The sequence below is a fragment of the Acidovorax sp. 56 genome, assembly GCF_002749705.1.
Taxonomy (GTDB): domain Bacteria; phylum Pseudomonadota; class Gammaproteobacteria; order Burkholderiales; family Burkholderiaceae_C; genus Acidovorax.
The window spans coordinates 2435164-2454288 of record NZ_PEEV01000001.1; the positions used below are offsets into that span (position 1 = coordinate 2435164).

Genomic DNA, 19125 nt, shown 5'->3' on the forward strand with positions numbered 1-19125 from the left:
GTTGCTTCATTTTTTGGCACCCTCTTGTAGGTCAAGTGAAGTCATTCGCTCTGTCCAATCTCCGGTTGCATCTTGAACAATCTCTCGAATTTTTATTTCTGATTCAGAAATACTCAGGATACGTCCGTAGTTTTGCCCCAAATAACTTCCGACCTGAACTTGATGCAAAAGCTTATCGACTTTGAGCAAAGCGGTAGGCTTTCCACTCTTACTCAAACTACCAACCATTACCATCGTATCCAATGGAAATGCCTCTAAAGGCTCTTTGCGCCTGATTTGCTCTGGCGCTATGAGCGCTGCATTTGCCCCGGTCTGCGAGGAATCACGCTTCAAAGCCTGCGTCAATTTGAGCGAGTTGAACGGGTCCAACTCAGAGGCCACGGTGTAGGCCTGTGGTTCGAATTTCTTAGGCTCTGTAATCGGTGTGATTCTAGGTTTCGCTTGAGCACGTTCGCTGGCCATCCACTGGCGCAAATCATCCTCTCCCGAAGAAATACACCCAGAAGTTAGAGCAACGACCGTTACAGCCAATAATGCTTTACAAGCACTCATTTAGCGCCTCCTGCTTTTGTCGCAGTTGCTTTACGTTGGGCTTGAATTTCTTCACTATCCAAATAACGGAAAGTGCGAGCAGTACCCTCTAAGGTCAAAGCGCTTGGATCTTTGGGATTAGCTGTCACCGACAAATCATTCAAGGTCACAATCCGCGAAAGATGGGCCACATCCGACGCAAAAGCACCAATGTCGTGGTATTTACCCGCGACCTTCAACGAAATGGGCAACTCAGCGTAGTAGTCTCTTGCCACCAGTTGCCCTGGCCTGAAAAGTTCAAACTGAAGACTCCGCCCCAAGCCTGCCTGATTGATGTCCGACAAAAGTGCCGCCATTTCAGCTTTACTAGGCAACTGCTTCTCCAGTTGAATCACATATTGCTGCACTTGTTCGCGCTGTTTCTTCAACGCATCAAGGCTGACGGCCTTTATCAATTTCTTTTGATAATCTGCGCGCAATGTAATTTCAGTGTTGCGCTCCGTCTCTAACTCGGCTTCGTAGTCTTTGATGACAACAAACCAAAGAACAACAGCGACAACGACTGCGGTGACAACATACAGCAGCGCCCGCGGCAGAGCAGGCCAAAGAGATGGATCCTTGGTATCCAGTCCGCTAAACTGTCTGGTTAGTTTTCCTTGGAATTCCGCAAAATCAAATTGCGGCGAGGATTTTTTCTTGGCCATTTTATGGTTTCCCCGTCACACCGGCCTTGCCAGCCGCCACATCTGAAGACTTTGCCGAATCGACAGGGCTCATCAACGTGAATGTCATTTTGAAGGCAGAAACGCGACGCTGATCTTTGGCTGACAGAGGCACATTCGCAGACACAATTTCAACCAGTTCAGGCTTGGAAATCCAAGGGGTGTTACTAGAGAGATTGCGCAGCAGCTCTGAAACTCGCTCATTGGACTGAGCCATGCCTTGCATCGTTACAGTTTTGTTTGTCTGCTTGAAATTGCTGATAAACACGCCATCTGGTAGCTGCTTGACCAGCTCATTGAGCAAATGAACAGGAATATTCCGATCTGACTGAAGATTCTCGACAGCCTTTTGTCGCGCAACCAAGGCTGCGATTTCATCTTCAATCGTGGCAATTTCCTTGATTTGGTTTTCAAGAACAGCAATCTCTTGCTTGAGGAACTTATTCTTGTCCTGCTGCTCAGTGATCAATAACTGCAACCACCAATAGATGGCTCCAGCAATGACCAAACCCATCAAAAACGATGCGAACAACGCAGCTTGGAACGCTTCGCGGCGGCGCTTTCGCGCGGCTTCACGGTGCGGAAGTAGATTGATCAAGATCACCGCAGGAACCTCCGCATTGCCAACCCACAAGAGGTGAGATATGACGGCGCCTCACGCACCATCTTTTTCAGACGTACTCCGCTACCGATTTCCATGCCATCAAACGGATTGACGGAACTGCATGCAAATCCCGACTGCTGTGTCACGGCTTCTGTCAAACCAGGCAGAGGAGCAGATCCTCCTGCAAGCAAAATGTGATCAACGCGGTTATGGGGCGTACTTGTGAAGAAGAACTGCAGCGCACGCACAATTTCCTGTGCCATGCTGTCAACGAAAGGACGCAACACAGCCGACTGATAATCTTCTGGAAGGTCACCGCTTCGTTTTTTGCTTTCCGCCTCTTCGACAGAAAATCCGTATTGACGAACAATCAACTGCGTCAGCTGTGCACCACCGAAGGCTTGATCCCTGTCGTACAGGACCTCTTCATTCAGCATGACTTGCATGCTTGTCGTCAGAGCCCCCACCTCAAACAGCGCGACCATCGCATTGGAGCCCTTGCCTGGAAGTGCTTCAATGAGACGACCCGCAGCCAATCTGGAGGCGTTCGACTCAATGTCGACAACGATGGGCTTGAGGCCTGCGGCTTCCGCAAGACCTTGTCGGTCCTGCACTTTTTCTCGTCTGGAAGCAGCGATCAAAACTTCAACATCCCCCGGCGAGCTCTTGCTAGGGCCGATGACGCAGAAGTCCAAACTCACTTCGTCCAAAGAAAAAGGAATGTATTGATTGGCTTCAGACTCCACCTGCACTTCAAGCTCTTGCTCGGTCATTCCACCGGGCAAAGTGATTCTTTTGGTGATCACGGCAGATGAAGGCAAAGCCAACGCCACGTTCTTCGTGCGTGTCCCGCTTTTTTTCACAAGGCGACGCACTGCCTCAGCAACCTCATCGAACTTTTCGATGTTGCCGTCAGTGATCCATCCCCGCTCCAGCGGTTCAATAGCGCAACGTTCCAGAACAAGGCCTCCCGCCTTGTCCCGCCCTAACTCCACCAGCTTGACGCTGGATGAGCTGATGTCGATACCCAGCAGAGGCGCAGCCTGGCGACTGAACAAAGATCCCATTGAGATCAAGATTGGTCCCCTGTAACTTGTCAAAATGACGCAACAAAACTTAACACTTCACTTCAATGCTATCAGTAAGATAGTTCTCCAGCAAAGAATTTTGCCCGCCTTTGAACTACAGAGCGTTGCCAAAACCAGACGATTTTTTCAGCGCCCGTAGCATCCACAATCTCGCCAATCCAGAAGAATGGATACGGCCGAGCCCCCAAAGACAAGTTCCAGACCGTAAATTTGTGTCAGCATTTTTATAATGCTGCGAACAGCCATTCGGAGCGATATGACGCCCCCCTCTCCCGACCAGACCCCTCAGCAAAAAACGTCCAAAAGAAGCGCAGGCAGCCGATGGTTGAGTGTCATTCTGAAAATTCTGCTTTGGTGTGCAGGCCTTGCCGCCGCCGCAGCCTTTGGCTTGGCTTTGACCATCGCCATAGCGCTGGCCGTTGCCTACCCCAACCTTCCCGATGTGTCTGACTTGGCGGACTACCGCCCCAAGCTGCCGCTGCGGGTGTTCTCCTCCGAGGGAGCCTTGCTGGGCGAGTACGGTGAGGAGCGTCGCAATCTCACGCCGATTCAGGAAATTCCGCAGGTGATGAAAGACGCGGTGCTCGCCATTGAAGACACCCGCTTCTTTCAGCATGGCGGCGTCGATTACAAGGGCATGGTGCGCGCGGGTCTGGCCAACATGGGCCGGGTAAAAAGCCAGGGCGCATCCACCATTACCATGCAAGTGGCCCGAAATGTTTACCTGTCTTCAGAAAAGACATTTACTCGCAAAATTTACGAAATATTACTCACATTCAAACTTGAGCACATGCTCTCCAAAGATCAGATTCTTGAGATTTACATGAATCAGATTTATTTGGGTAACCGTGCCTATGGTTTTTCTGCTGCGGCTGAAGCCTATTTTGGCAAACCGCTGAAATCCATTTCGATTGCGGAAGCCGCCATGCTCGCGGGCCTGCCCAAAGCGCCATCGGCCTACAACCCCATCAGCAACCCCAAGCGGGCTCGGTCACGGCAGCTCTACATCATTGAGCGCATGGAAGAAAACGGGTTCATCACCGAGCAAGAGGCAGTGGATGCCAAGAAGGAAGAGCTCAAGATCCGTTCCGGTCTGAGCAACACCCGCGTGCACGCGGAATACGTAGCCGAGATGGCACGCCAGTTGATCTTCACCCAATACGGTAACGAAGCCTACACGCGCGGCCTGAACGTCTACACCACACTGAACGCGGGCGATCAGGAAGCGGCCTACACGGCACTGCGCCGCGGCATCATGGACTATGAACGCAGGCAGCAATACCGGGGCCCGGAAAAGTTTGTCTCGCTTCCTGCTGGCACTGGCCAGGAGGTTGAGGAAGCCATCGACGATGCGCTGACCAACCACGTGGACAACGGTGACGTGCTGGCGGCCGTGGTGCTGGAGGCGTCCGCCAAAAAAGTGGTGGTGGCCCGAGGCAATGGCGATGCCATTGAAATCACAGGCGATGGACTCAAGCCCGTTCAATCCGGCTTGAGCGACAAAGCGCCCCCCAACATCAAGATTCGCCGGGGCGCAATCATCCGGATTGTGAAGACACCCAAAAACACCTGGGAAATCACCCAACTGCCTGAAGTAGAAGGCGCGTTCGTGGCGGTTGATCCACGCTCCGGGGCCATCAAGGCCCTGGTCGGTGGCTTCGACTTCGACAAGAACAAGTTCAACCACGTCTCGCAGGCCTGGCGCCAGCCTGGCTCCAGCTTCAAGCCGTTCATCTACTCAGCATCTCTGGAAAAAGGCTTCACGCCTGCCACTGTGATCAACGACGCACCGCTGTTCTTCGATGCGGGTGTGACGGGCGGACAACCCTGGGAACCGAAAAACTACGACGGCAAGTACGACGGGCCCATGACCATGCGCACGGGCTTGGCGCGCTCCAAAAACATGATCTCGATTCGAATCCTGCAGGCCGTCGGTCCCAAGACGGCGCAAGAGTGGGTTTCGCGCTTCGGCTTTGACCCCGAGAAACACCCCGCCTACCTGACCATGGCGCTGGGAGCGGGCTCGGTCACTCCGTTGCAAATGGCGTCGGCCTACTCGGTCTTTGCCAATGGCGGCTACCGCATCAACCCCTGGCTCATCACCAAGGTGACCGATCACAAGGGCCGTGTCCTGTCCGAGACCACCACACCCGTGTTGGAAGAGCAAAACCGTGCCATCGATGCTCGCAATGCTTTCGTCATGAACAGCCTGCTGCAAGAGGTGACCCGCTCTGGGACGGCTGCCCGGGCGCAAGCCACGCTCAAGCGGCCTGACTTGGCTGGCAAGACCGGGACGACCAATGATTCGGTGGACGCATGGTTTGCGGGCTATCAGCCGACCATGGCGGCAGTGACATGGATTGGCTACGACACCCCGCGCAATCTGGGCAGCCGTGAAACAGGCGGTGGGCTGAGCCTGCCGGTGTGGATCAGCTTCATGGAGCGCGCACTCAAGGGAGTCCCTGTCTCAGAGCCCAAAGTGCCCGCTGGGTTGGTGAACATGGGCGGTGAATGGTTCTACGAAGAATATGCCCGCAGCGGCGTTCCAAGCGTCGGGCTGGAAGACCGCAACCCCTCTGCAGCGCCCACTACGGGCCCCGCCGCTGCATCCGCCGCCCAGCCTCCTGTGACCGAAGAGCGCAAACGCATTCTCGATTTGTTCCGCAATTGAGAAAAAGGGCCTGGGAACACTCTTCCCGGCCCTGTCAATCCGCTGCTCACAACAGCCCCACCCAAGGCAAGGCCCCACGTTCAAGTGGAGCCTTTTGCTTGGAAAGCGACTAATCCTGCTGAAACGCCAGGCGCATTCCTGCTTGCGCAGAGGCATCGCGGCTCAGGCATGCAAAGAACTCACCACCGCCCTTGGTGTCCTGCCAAACACTGCCATCGTGACGGTAGTGATAGCCCCCCGACTTGGCAGCCATCCAGACCTCGTGCAGCGGCTTTTGCAGGTTGATGACGATCTGGCTGCGGTTAGGAAAGGTGATGGTAATCATCCCGCCCGACCGCTGGTTGTCGATGTCCGCATCTGAGGTTTCGTTAATCGAGTCACAACTGCGCTCGACTGCGCCCAGGAGCTTCTCGGCGATATCCATGAATTCAAGATCGGTCATTACAATTCGCACATGTTGAAAGCAACCCAAATTCTAGTCAGGGTCATTGTCCTTGCAGTCAGTGCGGCAGCCTTTGTGGGCTGTGGACAGCGCGGGCCGCTGTACCTTCCCAGCGCGCCAGAAGCACAGCATCGCGCCACGCTGCCTGAGACGCTGAATCCAACGACCAAGTCCGACGCGGAAAAGCCCGCCAAATAGGCGCCGCCCACTCAGCCCATCAACAAAAAAGCCCTGCCCCTCACATCGAGGGGCAGGGCTTTGCTGTTAGCGCAGCGGACTCTACGGTGTTGGCACCCTGGGGATACCCGTTCTCACAGCGATCTCAGAAACGCCAGCAGTGCGTCCCTGTCCGCCGTTCCAAGCTTTTCGAAGCGCTGCCGCGCACGCTCGGCCTCGCCACCATGCCAAAGGATCGCCTCCGTCAAAGTACGGGCACGGCCGTCGTGCAAATAACCCGCCTTGCCGCCGTTGCCCATCACTTTGTCGGAGTAGCCAATGCCCCACAGCGGCGCGGTGCGCCACATGGCGCCCTGTGCTTGCCCTTCTGCGTACCGGTCGGCCAGGTCTGCCCCCATGTCGTGCAACAGCAGGTCGGTGTAGGGGCGAATGGTCTGCCCTCTCAGTTCCGCCATCAGATGGCCCGTGCCCGTTTTCATCTCAGCCGCATGGCATGCGGCGCAGCGCACCGACTGGAAGATTTTGGAGCCCAAAGTCACCTGGGCAGAATCCACCCGGTGCTCGTCCAGCGGCGCCACGCCTTTGGGGAAGCCACTGGGCAAACTGCGCTGGGCGGGTACGGCCACCAGGGCCAGGTAGTTGGAGATGGATTGCAGATCCGCTTCAGAGATACCGCGCTCCGCTGCCCCAGACTTGCAGGTGGCAGCCCCACCCACGCAAGCGCGCTGCGGGTACACCGGCGAGGTGACGGACATGTCCAGCACCAGAGCGGCTGCCGCCTGGTGGCGCAGGCTCGCCTTCGATGCCTTCCAGCCAAAACGGCCCAAGCGGGTCTCGCCCGTCTCGGGGTCCAGCACGTAGTTGGCAACCCCCTTCACGCCATCCTCGTCCGGCGCGCTGCGCACCCGCGCCAGCACATCGGCCTCTGCAATCGCTTCCAGCAGCCCACCACCTAGCATCGGTTGCGCAGCACGCAAGGAATAGACCTCAGGCACCGGCCCATCGAATGCCAGCGTCGGCTTGGACAACTCCACCACCAGCCCATCGGCCAGGCGCACCGTGCGCTTTTGAAAGCCTGACACCCGCACGCCGTTGCCCCAATCGCGCTTGCTGCCACCGGCCGCTACCGCGTTCATCTGGATGGCGGCGCCATACACCGGATGCGTCAACTGCTGCCCATTGGCGCCCAGCGAAGCGGTGCGAATGGCCATCTGATCCAGACGCTGATTGGCAGCCAGGGGCGCCGGGCTGCGGCCATTGTTGACGTGGCAAGCGACGCAGGCCGATTGATTGAAACGTGTGCCCTGCAACCCCACCGCCGCGGCATAGCGGTCATTGCCTGGCTCGTTGTGGTCACCGGTGGTGAAGTTCGTGTGGATGATGCGCCGCCCCTCCACAAACCGCTGCATGTTCTGCATGCCCGTGTGGTTCTGGGGCTGCTGGAACATCTGGTCGCCATTGTCCGAATAGTTGTACGACACAGACCCGAGCCCCCCGGTGAGGGTGTCTGCAGGCAACGGGACCGAGTTCAGCCGAGGCTGCACGCCATACCAGGGCACCAGCCCCGTGCCCACCACATAGACCCATTCGCCCGAGTAGTAACGGATGCCGCCATCGTCCCCCCGTGCGGCCATGGCCTCCCGCGTAGAGAACATGGAAGGCGCCACTTCAATCACATCCCCCACCACCAGCGAACGGGCGGGCACGTTCTTCCCGTTGGGGAAGCCATCGGCATCCAACGCACTGTGGCCTGGGTAATTCTTGATCAGCAAGGAGCAAATCGGATTACCCAGCTTGCCGTTGGCCGGGTAAGGCATGGGAGGGCAAATGCTGGGGGTTCCCACCACCTCGCCGGGGTTCATCCATCCGTAGCCCGTCACCCCCACCCGGTCAAAGCCCCGGAAGAACGCAATGCCGCCCACCAGAAAATCCACCGTGTTGAACTGGTTGACCTGCAAGGTCGGCTTGGTCACGCCCGGCACCCGGCTGTTGTCCAGAATCTCCAGGCCCCAGGTGCGGTTCTTGAAATACTGCGGCACAAAGGGCAGATAGGCACCCGGCCCCTTGTCGCGCGGCGCACCGGTGGCAGCGTCCACCGTTTCATTGGGGCCGTAGCCCACCTCGTTCCACTCCTCACCGCGCTCACGGCCATGGCGTCCCATCGCACGGGCACCAAAGCGCGTCACCAGCGTGCCATCGGCCAGCTTGAACTGGAGGGTCTCCAGCGGCTCCTGCGCCTTGGGCAGCGGCACCAGGCCCGCGCCGTTGGCTGGGAAGGCCAGCGCCACAGGCGCCACGGGGGCAATGGTGTTGTCGCTGCCCGGTGCCTTGAACTCCACCTCAAACAGCGAATAACCATACTGCGTCGCACGCGCCACCCCACGGATGCGGACAAAGCGGGTTTTGGCCCCCAGGTTCAAAAATTCCTCGGTGCCGCCCGTGCCCTTGCCCACATAGCGCAGCGGCGCCCACGATGCGCCGTCGTCCGAGGTCTCGATGGCGTACTCCTTGGCATAGGCGTTCTCCCACACCAGCTTCATCGCGCCCAGATAGACCACTTGGCCAAAGTCAAACTGGATCCACGAGTTGTCTTCAAACTTGCTGGCCCAGCGCGTGCTGGCGTTGCCATCCACCGCCATGGCTGCCGCCGTGCCACCGTTCTCTGACGACGACGCTGTGACCGCCACAGGCCTGAGCGCGGCCCCAGGGCGCGTCAGCACATCGGGCGGCAGCGTGGGGTCGGTGGGAGTGGTTGGCACCGGAGTGGGCACTGGCGCCACCTGCCCGCCTGAGAAAACGCTGATTTCATAAATCGAATACCCGTACCCCCCCGAGCGCTTGACACCCTGCATGCGCAGGTAGCGCCCGCTGGCGGCCAGGCCGCTCCAATCCTCTACACCGCCCTGCCCCGACGTCACTGCCTTCACCGTGGTCCAGGTGACCTGGTCGTTAGACACCTGCAGCAGGTAGCTGCTGGCATAGGCGGCCTCCCACTGGATCTTCACGCGGTCGATGGCCACCGTTTTGCCGAAGTCCAGCACTAAAAACTGGTTGTCTGAAAAGCTGCTGCCCCAGCGGGTTGCCGGGTTCTTGTCGATTGCCGCCGCCGCTGACAAGTCGCCCCGCTCCGCCGAGCTGGCCGTGGCTTGCACCGCCACCAGCTCCACCTCGGCCGTTGCCGCTTTGGCCTGCGCTGTCACCGCCTCTGCGGCCTGGTTCGCATCGGCCACGCCCGACTGCGCGCCATCGCCTCCGCCGCACCCAGCGGCCAGCAGGGCCAAAGCCTGCGCAGCCACCGCCCAGCGGTGCCTGCGAAATACGGAATACATCATGGGAAATCCCTCTCTCTCGGTGTTTTGAATACAGCGCTAGCCCATCAGGCCCCACGGCATGCGCCTTGTTGGTGTTCCCCCATGCGGGGGTTGGGAGCCCCCCGATTACAGCAACGCAACCCCAGAAAAACTGCTGGATTTTGTAAACAGCCTGCACGCCTGGTTCGCGCCACGCAGCCGACTCTGCCGCGCCCCTTTGGCGGCTCACCCGCCGCCAGAGGCCTGCACGCAACCAACGCCTTCCCAAGCATCAATTGCTATTATTTTTATAGCTTTTAGCGCTTATCAATCAAGCGCTAGAGCCGCTTTTTTATCAAAAACTCTTCTCTGAATGCCCCCACCGGGACCAACACTGCGACCAGGGTTTGACAGGGCAGGCAGCCCCAGCGTCGGGCTCCACATATGGATAGACGGAATGATTCATTGGCGCGCAGGCCAGGTCGCTGGATCATCGACCGACACTTTTGATCCCTCAGCCCGCCATGAGCCACACCAGCACCACCGCAGACCGCGCATCGCCCACCCCCACGGCCCTTCGCGCCGCCCCCGCCACGCCAGAACCCGGCTTTGTCCCGCACCGCACCGGCGTGGTGCAAGTGCCCGGCGATGCCGCCGAACTGCGGGCACGCATCAAAGTGCTGCTGCCCGAAATCGCGGCGGGCGCGTCCCACCGCGAACGAAGCAGGCAACTGCCCTACGCCTGGATACGCACGCTGGCCGAGGCAGGCCTGTTCACCCTGCGCATCCCCCGCCAGCACGGAGGGCCAGGGGGCACGGTGCGCGACCTGTTCGAGCTGCTGCTGGACATTGCCGCCGCCGACTCCAACATCGCGCAAGCCCTGCGCCCCGGCTTTGGCTTTGTCGAAAGCCTGCTGGCGGCAGGTGATGCCGCACAGCTGCAGCACTGGCTGCCCCACCTGTTGGACGGCGAAATTTTTGGCAACGCAGGGTGGGAGCGTGGCGGCCCCAATGGGCAAATCACCGCACGCATCACACAAGACCCGCACACAGGCCAACGGCACATCACCGGCACCAAGTTCTACAGCACTGGCGCGCTGTACGCCGACTGGGTCAGCTCCTTCGCCCTGGACGACAGCGGCCAGGAGACCGGCTTCGTCGTACCACGCGCACGCCCTGGCCTGGACCTGGTGGACGACTTTGACGCCATCGGCCAGCACCTCACGGCCAGCGGCACCACGGTGTTCACGCAGGTCGAAGTGCAACCGCAAGAGATTCGCCCCTCCATGCCCCGCGACCGGCGCTCGCCCCTGCCCCCGTACTACCAGCTGGTGCTGGCTGCGGTGGAGGCTGGCATCGCCCGCAATGCGCTCAACGACGCCATCGCCTTCACCCGCGAGCACGCCCGCCCCATCAAGCACAGCACGGCCACCCGCTCGGTGGACGATCCCTATGTGCAAGAGACCGTGGGCCAAATTGCAGCGCAGGCCTATGCCGCCGAAGGCGCCGTGTTGCGCGCCGCCTTGGCCATCGATGCCGCCTGGCACGCGGGGCTGACGCAAGAGGCTCTGACCACCGCATCCATCGAAGTCGCCCAGGCCCAGCACTTTGCCGTGCAGGCGGCCCTGAAGGCCGCAGAGCTGGTGTTTGACGTGGCTGGCGCCACCGCCACGCTGCGCACCCACAACCTGGACCGGCACTGGCGCAACGCGCGCACCGTGGCCAACCACAACCCCCGCCAATGGAAGGCTGCAGCCGTGGGCAACTGGCTGCTGACCGGCACCCAGCCTCCCACATCCGGCCTGTTTTGACATCACCGCTGGCTGCCCCGCACCGCAACACCCCCATGAGCACCTTGGACACCCGCGTGCGCGATGCCCTGGACCAGGCCATCATTGAGCGCGCTGACGCACTGGCCCGCCAGATGGCGCCCAGCGTGGCGCAGCATGACCGTGACGGCCGCTTCGCACACGACCACCTCGCCCTGCTGCGCGCCGACGGCGCCCTGGCGCTGACCCTGCCCACGGCCCTGGGCGGCGAAGGCCTTTCGCTGTACCGCACGCTGCTTTGGCAAAACCAGTTGGGGCGCGTGGCACCCGCCACCGCGCTGTGCCTGGGCTGGCACCTCATGGCGCTGGGCTGCCTCTCGCACACCGCCTCGTGGCCCGCCGAGGCCTTCGCCCGCCTGGCGTACGACGTGGTGCACAAAGGCCACCTGATCAACATCCTGGTGACCGAACGCGACCACGGCAACCTCATGCGCGGCGCAGCCCCGGGCACCGTGGCCCGGCGCAGCGCCCAAGGCTGGGTGCTGCAGGGGCGCAAGGCCTATTGCTCATCGGCCCCGGCCTTGGCGCAGATGGTGGTGTACGCCCGCATCGAGGGCGAAGCGTCCTATGGCGAGTTTCTGGTCCCGCGCGGCGAGGGGGTGCACATCATCGACACCTGGGACACGGCGGGCATGCGCGCCACCGAAAGCCACGACATCGAGCTGCGCAACGTCTGGGTGCCCGACAGCGCCCTGGTGCACCGCTACGGCCCAGGGCCTGATCGCCCCAGCAGCTTCTCCATCGGCAGCCGGGCCTGGGGCCTGCAGTTGCCCGCCCTGTACCTGGGCATTGCCGAAGCCGCCCGCGATGAAGCCCTGGCATTTGCCCGCAACTACCGCGCCGCCAGCCTGGGCGGCCAAGCCGTGATCGACGCCCCGGCCGTGCAGGCCAAGCTGGGCGAGATCGCCTTCTTGCTCACCAGCGCCCGCAGCCAGCTCTACGGCGTAGCCGAGCACTGGGAACGCAACCCACACCTGCAAGAACACCTGGGCGACGCCGTGGCCGTGGCCAAAGTGGCCGTGGGCCGCTGCGCCACGCAAGTGGTGCAACTGGCGGTAGAGATCGTTGGCGGCCAAGCCCTTTCGCGCCAGCACCCGCTGGAGCGCATGTTGCGCGACGTGCAGTGCCACCGCTTCAACCCACCCCAGGCCGATGCCGTGCTCTCAGGCCTGGCCCGCAGCCTGACCACAGCCACAGACGAGGCCCACCCGCCCGTCCACGCGGCCCCCTCCACAGCGCCCAGCACCCGTCCCTTCGCAACCCCTGCGCAAGCCGCATTGGCCACTGCAGCCTAAGGTCCCCCATGAGCCCCACACCCACCACCCGCCAACGCAAGCCCATCGTCCTGAACGCGTTCAACATGAACTGCGTGGGGCACATCAACCATGGCCTGTGGACGCACCCGCGTGACCGATCCACCGAGTACAACACCCTGCCCTACTGGACCGACCTGGCCCGCACCCTTGAGCGCGGGCTGTTCGACGGCCTGTTCATCGCCGACATCGTGGGCGTGTACGACGTGTACCAGGCGGGCATCGACCTCACCTTGCGCGAGTCGATCCAGCTGCCGGTGAACGACCCGGTGGTGCTGGTCTCGGCCATGGCGGCCGTCACCCAGCACCTGGGCTTTGGCGTCACCGTCAACCCGACCACCGAACACCCCTACCTGCTGGCCCGCCGCTTTGGTACGCTGGACCACCTCACAACAGGCCGCATTGGCTGGAACGTGGTCACCGGCTACCTCGACAGCGCAGCCCGCGCCATTGGCCTGCCCCAGCAAATCGGCCACGACGACCGCTACGACCAGGCCGAGGAGTTCCTTGACGTGTTCTACCAGTTGCTCGAAGGCAGCTGGCGCGACGACGCAGTCAAAGCCGACAAGGGCGCGCGCATTTACACCGACCCCGCCGCCGTGCGCAAGATCGCGCACCACGGGCACCACTACCAGGTGGAGGGCGTCAACCTGACAGCGCCGTCACTGCAGCGCACGCCCGTGATCTACCAGGCAGGCACGTCCGACCGGGGCAAGGCCTTTGCCGCCCGCCATGCCGAGGCCGTCTTCATCTCGGGCAACAACAAAGCACTCGTGCGCGAGAGCGTGGTCGCCCTGCGGCAAGCCGCTGCGGACGCAGGCCGCGCGCCAGAGGACCTGAAGATCGTGCTGGGCGTGAGCGTGGTGCCCGGCCGCACCGAGGCCGAGGCCCGCGACAAAGACGCAGAGTACCGCCGTTATGCCAACCCCGAGGCTGGCCTGGCCCACTTCGCCGCAGGCACCGGCATTGACTTTGCACGCTATGGGCTGGACGAGCCCATTGCCTATGGCCAGACCAACTCCATCCAATCGGCCGTGGCCCTGGCCAAGCGCCAGGGGTGGACGCGGCGCGGCATGCTGGAGCAATACGCCCTGGGAGGCCGCTACCCCGCCATCGTCGGCACCGGCGACCAAGTGGCCGATGCCTTGCAATCGTGGGTGGACGACACCGGCGTGGACGGCTTCAACCTGACACGCACCGTGGTGCCCGAGAGCTTTGAGGACTTCATCGACATCGTCGTCCCCGAGCTGCAGAACCGGGGCCTGCACAAAAGCAGCTACACGCAGGGCAGCCTGCGCCACAAGCTGTTTGGCAAAGGCAACCGCCTGCCCGACCAACACCCCGCCGCCCGCTGGCGGCATGCCGCCCCTGCGGCGGCCCATCCACCGGCCACGGCACACAGCACCACACCCACCACCACACCGACCACGGAAGAGAGCCCCGCATGACCCACCCCGCACGCATCCTGAGCACCCTGTTTGCCACCCTGGCCATCGCCGTGGGCGCACAGGCACAGACCTTGAAAGTAGGCGCATCCACCGGCGTGCATGCTGACGCCCTGCACGCCGCAGCGGCCGAGGCCCGCAAGCAAGGGCTGGACGTGAAGGTGATCGAGTTCACCGACTGGACCACACCCAACGAGGCCCTGGCCTCTGGCGATCTGGACATCAACTACTTCCAGCATCAGGCATTTCTGGACAACGCCATCCGCCAGCGCGGCTACCCATTTGATGTGGTCGGCGTGGGCGTGCTGCCCAACATTGGCCTTTACTCCTACAAGATCAAGAACTTCAGCGAACTCAAGGACGGCGCCCGCGTGAGCGTGGCCAACGACCCCGTCAACCAGGCCCGGGGCCTAGGCCTGCTGGAGAAAGCCGGGCTCATCCAGCTCAAGGAAGGACTGGGCGCCCGGGCCACGGTGAATGACATCGTGAGCAACCCCAAAAAGCTCAAGTTCATTGAAGTGGAAGGCCCCCAACTCGTGCGCGCCATTGAGGACGTGGACCTGGCCCAGGGCATCCCCGCGCACTTTGTCTCCGCAGGCAAGCCTGAGGTGGCCAGCAAGGCCTTGCTTTACACCGGGGCCTCGGACAGCTACTACGCCATCCGCTTCGTCACACGCAAAGACAACGTCAACGACCCACGGGTGCGCAAGTTTGTGCAGATCTTCCAGTCAGCACAAGCCGTGCGCGACCAAACCCACACATCGTTTGGCGGCGACACCAAGCTCTACACGCTGGCCTGGCTCAGCAAGTAAGGCACTGCCGCCCCTGCAGCAACCCACCCCAAGGAACCCACCCATGCACACCACCACCCGACGCATCGCCCTGGCCATCGCAAGCGCACTCACCGGCACCCTGCTGGCCACCTGGAGCCTGGCCTCCACCGCACAGACGCTCAAGGTCGGAGTCACCCCCGGCGCACTGGCCGACTCGGTGCAAGTCGCCATCCAGGAAGCCAAGAAGCAAGGGCTGGACGTGAAGCTGGTCGAGTTCACCGACTGGACCACCCCCAACGAAGCCCTGGCCTCGGGGGACATCGACGTCAACTACTTTCAGCACCAGGCTTTTCTGGACAACGCCATCAAAGAACGCGGCTACAAATTTGGCGTGGCGGGCGTGGGCGTGCTGTCCAACATCGGCCTGTACTCCTACCGCATCAAACGCTTTGAGGACCTGAAGGAAGGCGCCAAAGTGGGCGTGGCCAGCGACCCCGTGAACCAGGGCCGGGGCTTGCTGCTGCTGGAGAAGGCCGGTCTCATCAAGCTCAAAGACGGCGTGGGCACCCGCGCCACCGTCAACGACGTGGTGGCCAACCCCAAGAAGCTCAAGCTGCTGGAAGTGGAAGGCCCCCAGCTGGTGCGCGCCATCGACGACCTGGACCTGGCCCAGGGCTACCCCAGCCACTTTGTGGCCGCAGGCAAGCGCGACATTGCCAGCTCGGCACTGCTGTATTCCGGCATCTCGGACAACTACTACGCCATTCGCTTCGTGACGCGCCAGGACAAAGTGGCAGACGCCCGGGTGCTGCGCTTCATCCAGCTCTACCAAGAGTCGCCCGCCGTGCGCGAACAGCTGTTCAAGTCCAACGCCAACGACGCCAAGCTCTACACGCTGGCCTGGCAACCCAAAGGCTGACAGCCACCGACGGCAGCACGCCCCACGCGCACCGCCCCACAGCCCTGACCAGGAGCCCCCCATGTCACTGAACCGCATCTTGCTGCCCGGTATTGCGTACTTTCGCGAGCAAAGCCCTCACGCAAAGCCCCCCAGCACCACCCACCTCCCCACGCCCCACACGGTGGCCACGGCATCCCCCGCCAGCGGGGCAGACACCACCGGCTCGCCCCGCCACTATGCCGTCCGTTTTGACAAGGTCGGCAAGGTCTACGCCGCCAGCACGGGGGCCGTCGACGCACTGCAGGGCATTGACCTGTCGGTGCCTGCGGGCAGCATCTTCGGCATCATCGGGCGCAGCGGGGCGGGCAAATCCAGTCTGCTGCGCACCATCAACCGGCTGGAAAACCCCAGCACCGGGCGTGTGTATGTGGCGGGGCAAGACATTGCCACGCTGGACGAAGACGGGCTGGTGGCCCTGCGCCGACGCGTGGGCATGATCTTCCAGCACTTCAACCTGCTGTCGGCCAAGACCGTGTTTGACAACGTGGCCCTGCCCTTGCGGGTGGCCGGTGTGCGGCCCGCGCAGGTGCGCGAGCGGGTGAACGAACTGCTCCACCTGGTGGGGCTGGACGGTAAGCAGAACGTGTACCCGGCACGCCTGTCGGGCGGGCAAAAGCAGCGCGTGGGCATTGCCCGCGCCCTGGTGCACCACCCCGACATCCTGCTGTGTGACGAGGCCACCTCGGCGCTGGACCCCGAGACCACCCACGCCATCCTGGCGCTGCTGCGCGACATCAACCGCAAGCTCGGCCTGACCATCGTGCTCATCACCCACGAGATGAGCGTGATCCGCGAAATCTGTGACCAGGTGGTGGTGCTGGAGCAAGGGCGCATTGCCGAACAAGGCCCCGTGTGGAAGGTGTTTGGGCAACCCGAGCACGATGCCACCCGCGCCCTGCTGCGCACCGTGGAGCAGGGCCTTCCGCACGATTTGCAGCAAAGCATTCAGCCTGCGCCCCCCGCAACAGGCGAGGCGCTGCGCGTGCTGCAGCTCACATTCACCGGCGAGGGCGGCATCGAGCCCGACCTGGGCCGCATTGCCGACACGCTGGGCCACAAGGCGCAGCTGTTGCATGGCGGCATTGACCGCATCCAGGGCCATGCCCATGGCCGCCTCATCATCGCCACGCGCAGCAGCGTCCCGGCGGAAACCCTGGTTCTGGGCCACCTGGCCCACCACGCGAAGGAGCTTGGCTATGTCTGACATCATGCTCGAGCGCCTGTGGCTGGCGCTGCTGGACACCATCACCATGGTCGGCGTCTCCGGCGGCATTGCGCTGCTGGCAGGCACACCGCTGGCGGTGCTGCTGGTGCTGACCACCCCCGGTGGCATCCTGCCCTGGCCCCGCTTCAATCGCATTGCCGGGGCCATCATCAACGCGTTCCGCGCCACCCCGTTCATTGTGTTGCTGGTGGCGCTGATCCCGCTCACACGGCTCATCACGGGCTCCACCATTGGCCTGTGGGCGGCGGTGGTGCCGCTGTCCATCAGCGCCACGCCCTTCTTTGCGCGCATTGCCGAAGTCAGCCTGCGCGAGGTGGACAAGGGCCTCATTGAAGCCGCACAGGCCATGGGCTGCAGGCGCTGGCACATCGTGCGCCATGTGCTGTTGCCCGAGGCCCTGCCCGGCATCGTCGGGGGCTTCACCATCACCCTCGTGTCCATGATTGGGGCATCGGCCATGGCAGGCGCCGTGGGCGCCGGCGGGCTGGGCGACCTGGCCATCCGCTACGGCTACCAGCGCTTTGACACCACCGTGATGGTCGCCGTGATCGCGGTGCTCATCGTGCTGGTGAGCCTGGTCCAATTTGCCGGAGACTTCTGGGTGGGGCGCCTGAAGTCCCGCTGACGGGGGCAATGCCCCTCTTTTTTGCCAGAAAATCCGCTGCGGTACTGAGCGCAAGCAACGCAAGCAGCGGCGATTGCGCTATAAACCGGGCATCTTCAACTTTTTTAACCTAGAGCATCTATGAACCGCGCAGAACTCGTTGAAATCCTGGCTTCCAAGAATGACCTGTCCAAAGCAGCCGCCAACGCTGTGTTGGAAACCCTGATCGACACCGTCCAGACTGCCGTCAAGAAGGGCGATGCCGTCCAACTCGTGGGCTTTGGCACCTTCAAGTCCGCCAAGCGCGCTGCACGCACTGGCAAGAACCCATCCACTGGCGCAGCCCTGAAGATCCCTGCAACCACCGTGCCCAAGTTCGTGGCCGGTGCCAAGTTCAAGGCCGTGGTGGACCCCAAGGCCGCCAAGCGCAAGGCTGAAAAAGCAGGCAAGTAAGCCCGCACTGACATCGGTCTGAACCGGGGTCTGAAAGAGCCGCCAGGTGCTGTAAAGCACTGGCGGTTTTTTTATGCCCGGTGCAGTGGCAAGCCCGCCGCAGGCATTTCGGCGCGCAGCACACGGCCATGGGTCGAGTCGGTCACATACACCGTGCGTCGGCCCTCGCCGCCAAAGGCCAGGTTGGTGGTCGAGCTGCCCGGCGCGCCGCGCAGCACCTGCACGGGCTCGGCCCGGTGGTTGAGCACCCACACATAGCCCAGGCCCGGGTTGGCCACCAACAGGTGGCCTTCGGCGTCCACCGCCAGGCCGTCGGGGCCGCTGGGGCCATACGAGGTAAAAAACTGGCTGACCTTGGCCACGCTGCCATCGGGCAGCAGCGGCACGCGCCACACACAGTTGCCACGCGTCACGGCCAGATACAGCACGCGGCCGTCGGGCGACAGGGCCACGCCGTTGGGGCTGGGCACGTTGTGCAGCAGCAAGTCGAGCTGACCATTGGGCCGCAGACGATACAGGCGGCCACTCGGGTCGTGCAGGCCGCTTTGGCCCTGGTCGGTGAAGTAGAGGTTGCCTTCGGCGTCAAAGATCAGGTCGTTCACGCCCTTGAAGCGCTCGCTGTTGCGGCGCTGCAGGTAAGGGGTGACGGCGCCCGTGGCCACGTCGAGCTGCATCAGGCCGTTCTTGTAATCGGTGATGAGCAGCGTGCCGGGCTTCAAGAACTTGAGACCGTTGGGCTCACCGTCGTACTCGGCCACCAGCGCCCAGTCGCCCTGCGGGTTGATGCGAAAGACACGACCCCAGGGGATGTCGCTGACGTAGAGGTTGCCTGCGTCGTCGAACACCGGGCCTTCCAGAAACGAATCGGTGATGGTGCCGCCCCGGTTGGCGTCGGCCCAGTCGCTGCGCTCGCGGCGGCGAAAGGGCTCGGGCATGGAGGTGAACAGGTCGAGATCGCGGACCTCAGGGGCTTGCAACAAAAACATGGTGGGGTCTT

The 19125-nt window shown here is 62.1% G+C and carries 17 protein-coding genes; 10 read left to right on the forward strand and 7 right to left on the reverse strand.

Going from position 1 to position 19125, the window contains the following annotated elements; all coding sequences use genetic code 11:
* Nucleotides 1–6: 6 nt before the first annotated feature.
* Genes CLU88_RS10790 through CLU88_RS10805 form a run of 4 tightly spaced genes read right to left on the reverse strand, consistent with a single transcriptional unit; the run spans nt 7 to nt 2933 of the window.
* Nucleotides 7–552 (reverse strand): pilus assembly protein PilP, encoded by a 546-nt coding sequence (locus CLU88_RS10790; RefSeq protein ID WP_099656595.1) that lies wholly within the window; start codon nt 550–552, stop codon nt 7–9.
* Entirely contained in the window at nt 549–1235 is a 687-nt protein-coding gene (locus CLU88_RS10795; RefSeq protein WP_099656596.1) for a type 4a pilus biogenesis protein PilO, read from the reverse strand. The genes CLU88_RS10790 and CLU88_RS10795 overlap by 4 nt, the downstream gene beginning before the upstream one ends.
* Nucleotide 1236: 1 nt before the next feature.
* Nucleotides 1237–1857 (reverse strand): PilN domain-containing protein, encoded by a 621-nt coding sequence (locus tag CLU88_RS10800; RefSeq protein WP_099656597.1) that lies wholly within the window; start codon nt 1855–1857, stop codon nt 1237–1239.
* The gene (locus CLU88_RS10805; protein ID WP_099656598.1) at nt 1854–2933 is read right to left on the reverse strand and encodes a pilus assembly protein PilM; all 1080 of its coding nucleotides are present in this window, start codon (nt 2931–2933) and stop codon (nt 1854–1856) included. Before CLU88_RS10805 ends, CLU88_RS10800 begins: the two co-directional genes overlap by 4 nt.
* 268 nt (nt 2934–3201) lie before the next feature.
* On the opposite strand from CLU88_RS10805, the gene CLU88_RS10810 reads away from it, so the two are divergent.
* A complete protein-coding gene (locus tag CLU88_RS10810) occupies nt 3202–5616 on the forward strand; it encodes a penicillin-binding protein 1A (protein WP_099656599.1) in 2415 nt (804 codons plus the stop codon).
* Nucleotides 5617–5725: 109 nt separating this feature from the next.
* On the opposite strand, the gene cyaY is transcribed toward CLU88_RS10810, so the two are convergent.
* Complete coding sequence (gene cyaY, locus CLU88_RS10815) at nt 5726–6058, reverse strand: iron donor protein CyaY (protein WP_099656600.1); 333 nt, start codon at nt 6056–6058, stop codon at nt 5726–5728.
* 12 nt (nt 6059–6070) lie between these two features.
* On the opposite strand from cyaY, the gene CLU88_RS10820 reads away from it, so the two are divergent.
* Entirely contained in the window at nt 6071–6256 is a 186-nt protein-coding gene (locus CLU88_RS10820; RefSeq protein WP_099656601.1) for a lipoprotein, read from the forward strand.
* Between the two features lie 113 nt (nt 6257–6369).
* Here the strand turns inward: CLU88_RS10820 and CLU88_RS10825 are convergent, their stop codons facing one another.
* Nucleotides 6370–9567, reverse strand: a complete 3198-nt coding sequence (locus tag CLU88_RS10825) for a di-heme oxidoredictase family protein (RefSeq protein ID WP_233205435.1) — start codon at nt 9565–9567, stop codon at nt 6370–6372.
* Between the two features lie 482 nt (nt 9568–10049).
* Here CLU88_RS10825 and CLU88_RS10830 point away from each other — a divergent pair, with 482 nt between their 5' ends.
* The 8 genes from CLU88_RS10830 (at nt 10050) to CLU88_RS10870 (ending at nt 18128) form a co-directional block, all read left to right on the forward strand.
* Nucleotides 10050–11336, forward strand: a complete 1287-nt coding sequence (locus tag CLU88_RS10830; RefSeq protein WP_099656602.1) for an acyl-CoA dehydrogenase family protein — start codon at nt 10050–10052, stop codon at nt 11334–11336.
* A gap of 35 nt (nt 11337–11371) precedes the next feature.
* Nucleotides 11372–12649 (forward strand): acyl-CoA dehydrogenase family protein, encoded by a 1278-nt coding sequence (locus tag CLU88_RS22785; RefSeq protein WP_158235594.1) that lies wholly within the window; start codon nt 11372–11374, stop codon nt 12647–12649.
* 8 nt (nt 12650–12657) lie between these two features.
* Nucleotides 12658–14115 (forward strand): LLM class flavin-dependent oxidoreductase, encoded by a 1458-nt coding sequence (locus CLU88_RS10845; RefSeq protein ID WP_099656603.1) that lies wholly within the window; start codon nt 12658–12660, stop codon nt 14113–14115.
* The gene (locus tag CLU88_RS10850) at nt 14112–14924 is read left to right on the forward strand and encodes a MetQ/NlpA family ABC transporter substrate-binding protein (RefSeq protein ID WP_099656604.1); all 813 of its coding nucleotides are present in this window, start codon (nt 14112–14114) and stop codon (nt 14922–14924) included. Before CLU88_RS10845 ends, CLU88_RS10850 begins: the two co-directional genes overlap by 4 nt.
* Nucleotides 14925–14967: 43 nt before the next feature.
* A complete protein-coding gene (locus tag CLU88_RS10855) occupies nt 14968–15804 on the forward strand; it encodes a MetQ/NlpA family ABC transporter substrate-binding protein (protein ID WP_099656605.1) in 837 nt (278 codons plus the stop codon).
* A gap of 61 nt (nt 15805–15865) precedes the next feature.
* A complete protein-coding gene (locus CLU88_RS10860; protein WP_099656606.1) occupies nt 15866–17050 on the forward strand; it encodes a methionine ABC transporter ATP-binding protein in 1185 nt (394 codons plus the stop codon).
* Nucleotides 17043–17696 carry a methionine ABC transporter permease gene (locus CLU88_RS10865; RefSeq protein WP_099656607.1) on the forward strand — a complete coding sequence of 218 codons (654 nt, stop codon included), beginning with the start codon at nt 17043–17045 and terminating at the stop codon, nt 17694–17696. Before CLU88_RS10860 ends, CLU88_RS10865 begins: the two co-directional genes overlap by 8 nt.
* 120 nt (nt 17697–17816) lie before the next feature.
* Nucleotides 17817–18128: an HU family DNA-binding protein gene (locus CLU88_RS10870; protein WP_099656608.1), complete on the forward strand. Its 312-nt coding sequence runs from the start codon at nt 17817–17819 to the stop codon at nt 18126–18128.
* A 71-nt stretch (nt 18129–18199) separates the two neighbouring features.
* Here CLU88_RS10870 and CLU88_RS10875 read toward each other — a convergent pair whose 3' ends face one another.
* Nucleotides 18200–19114: an SMP-30/gluconolactonase/LRE family protein gene (locus CLU88_RS10875; protein WP_099656609.1), complete on the reverse strand. Its 915-nt coding sequence runs from the start codon at nt 19112–19114 to the stop codon at nt 18200–18202.
* Between the last annotated feature and the right edge of the window lie 11 nt (nt 19115–19125).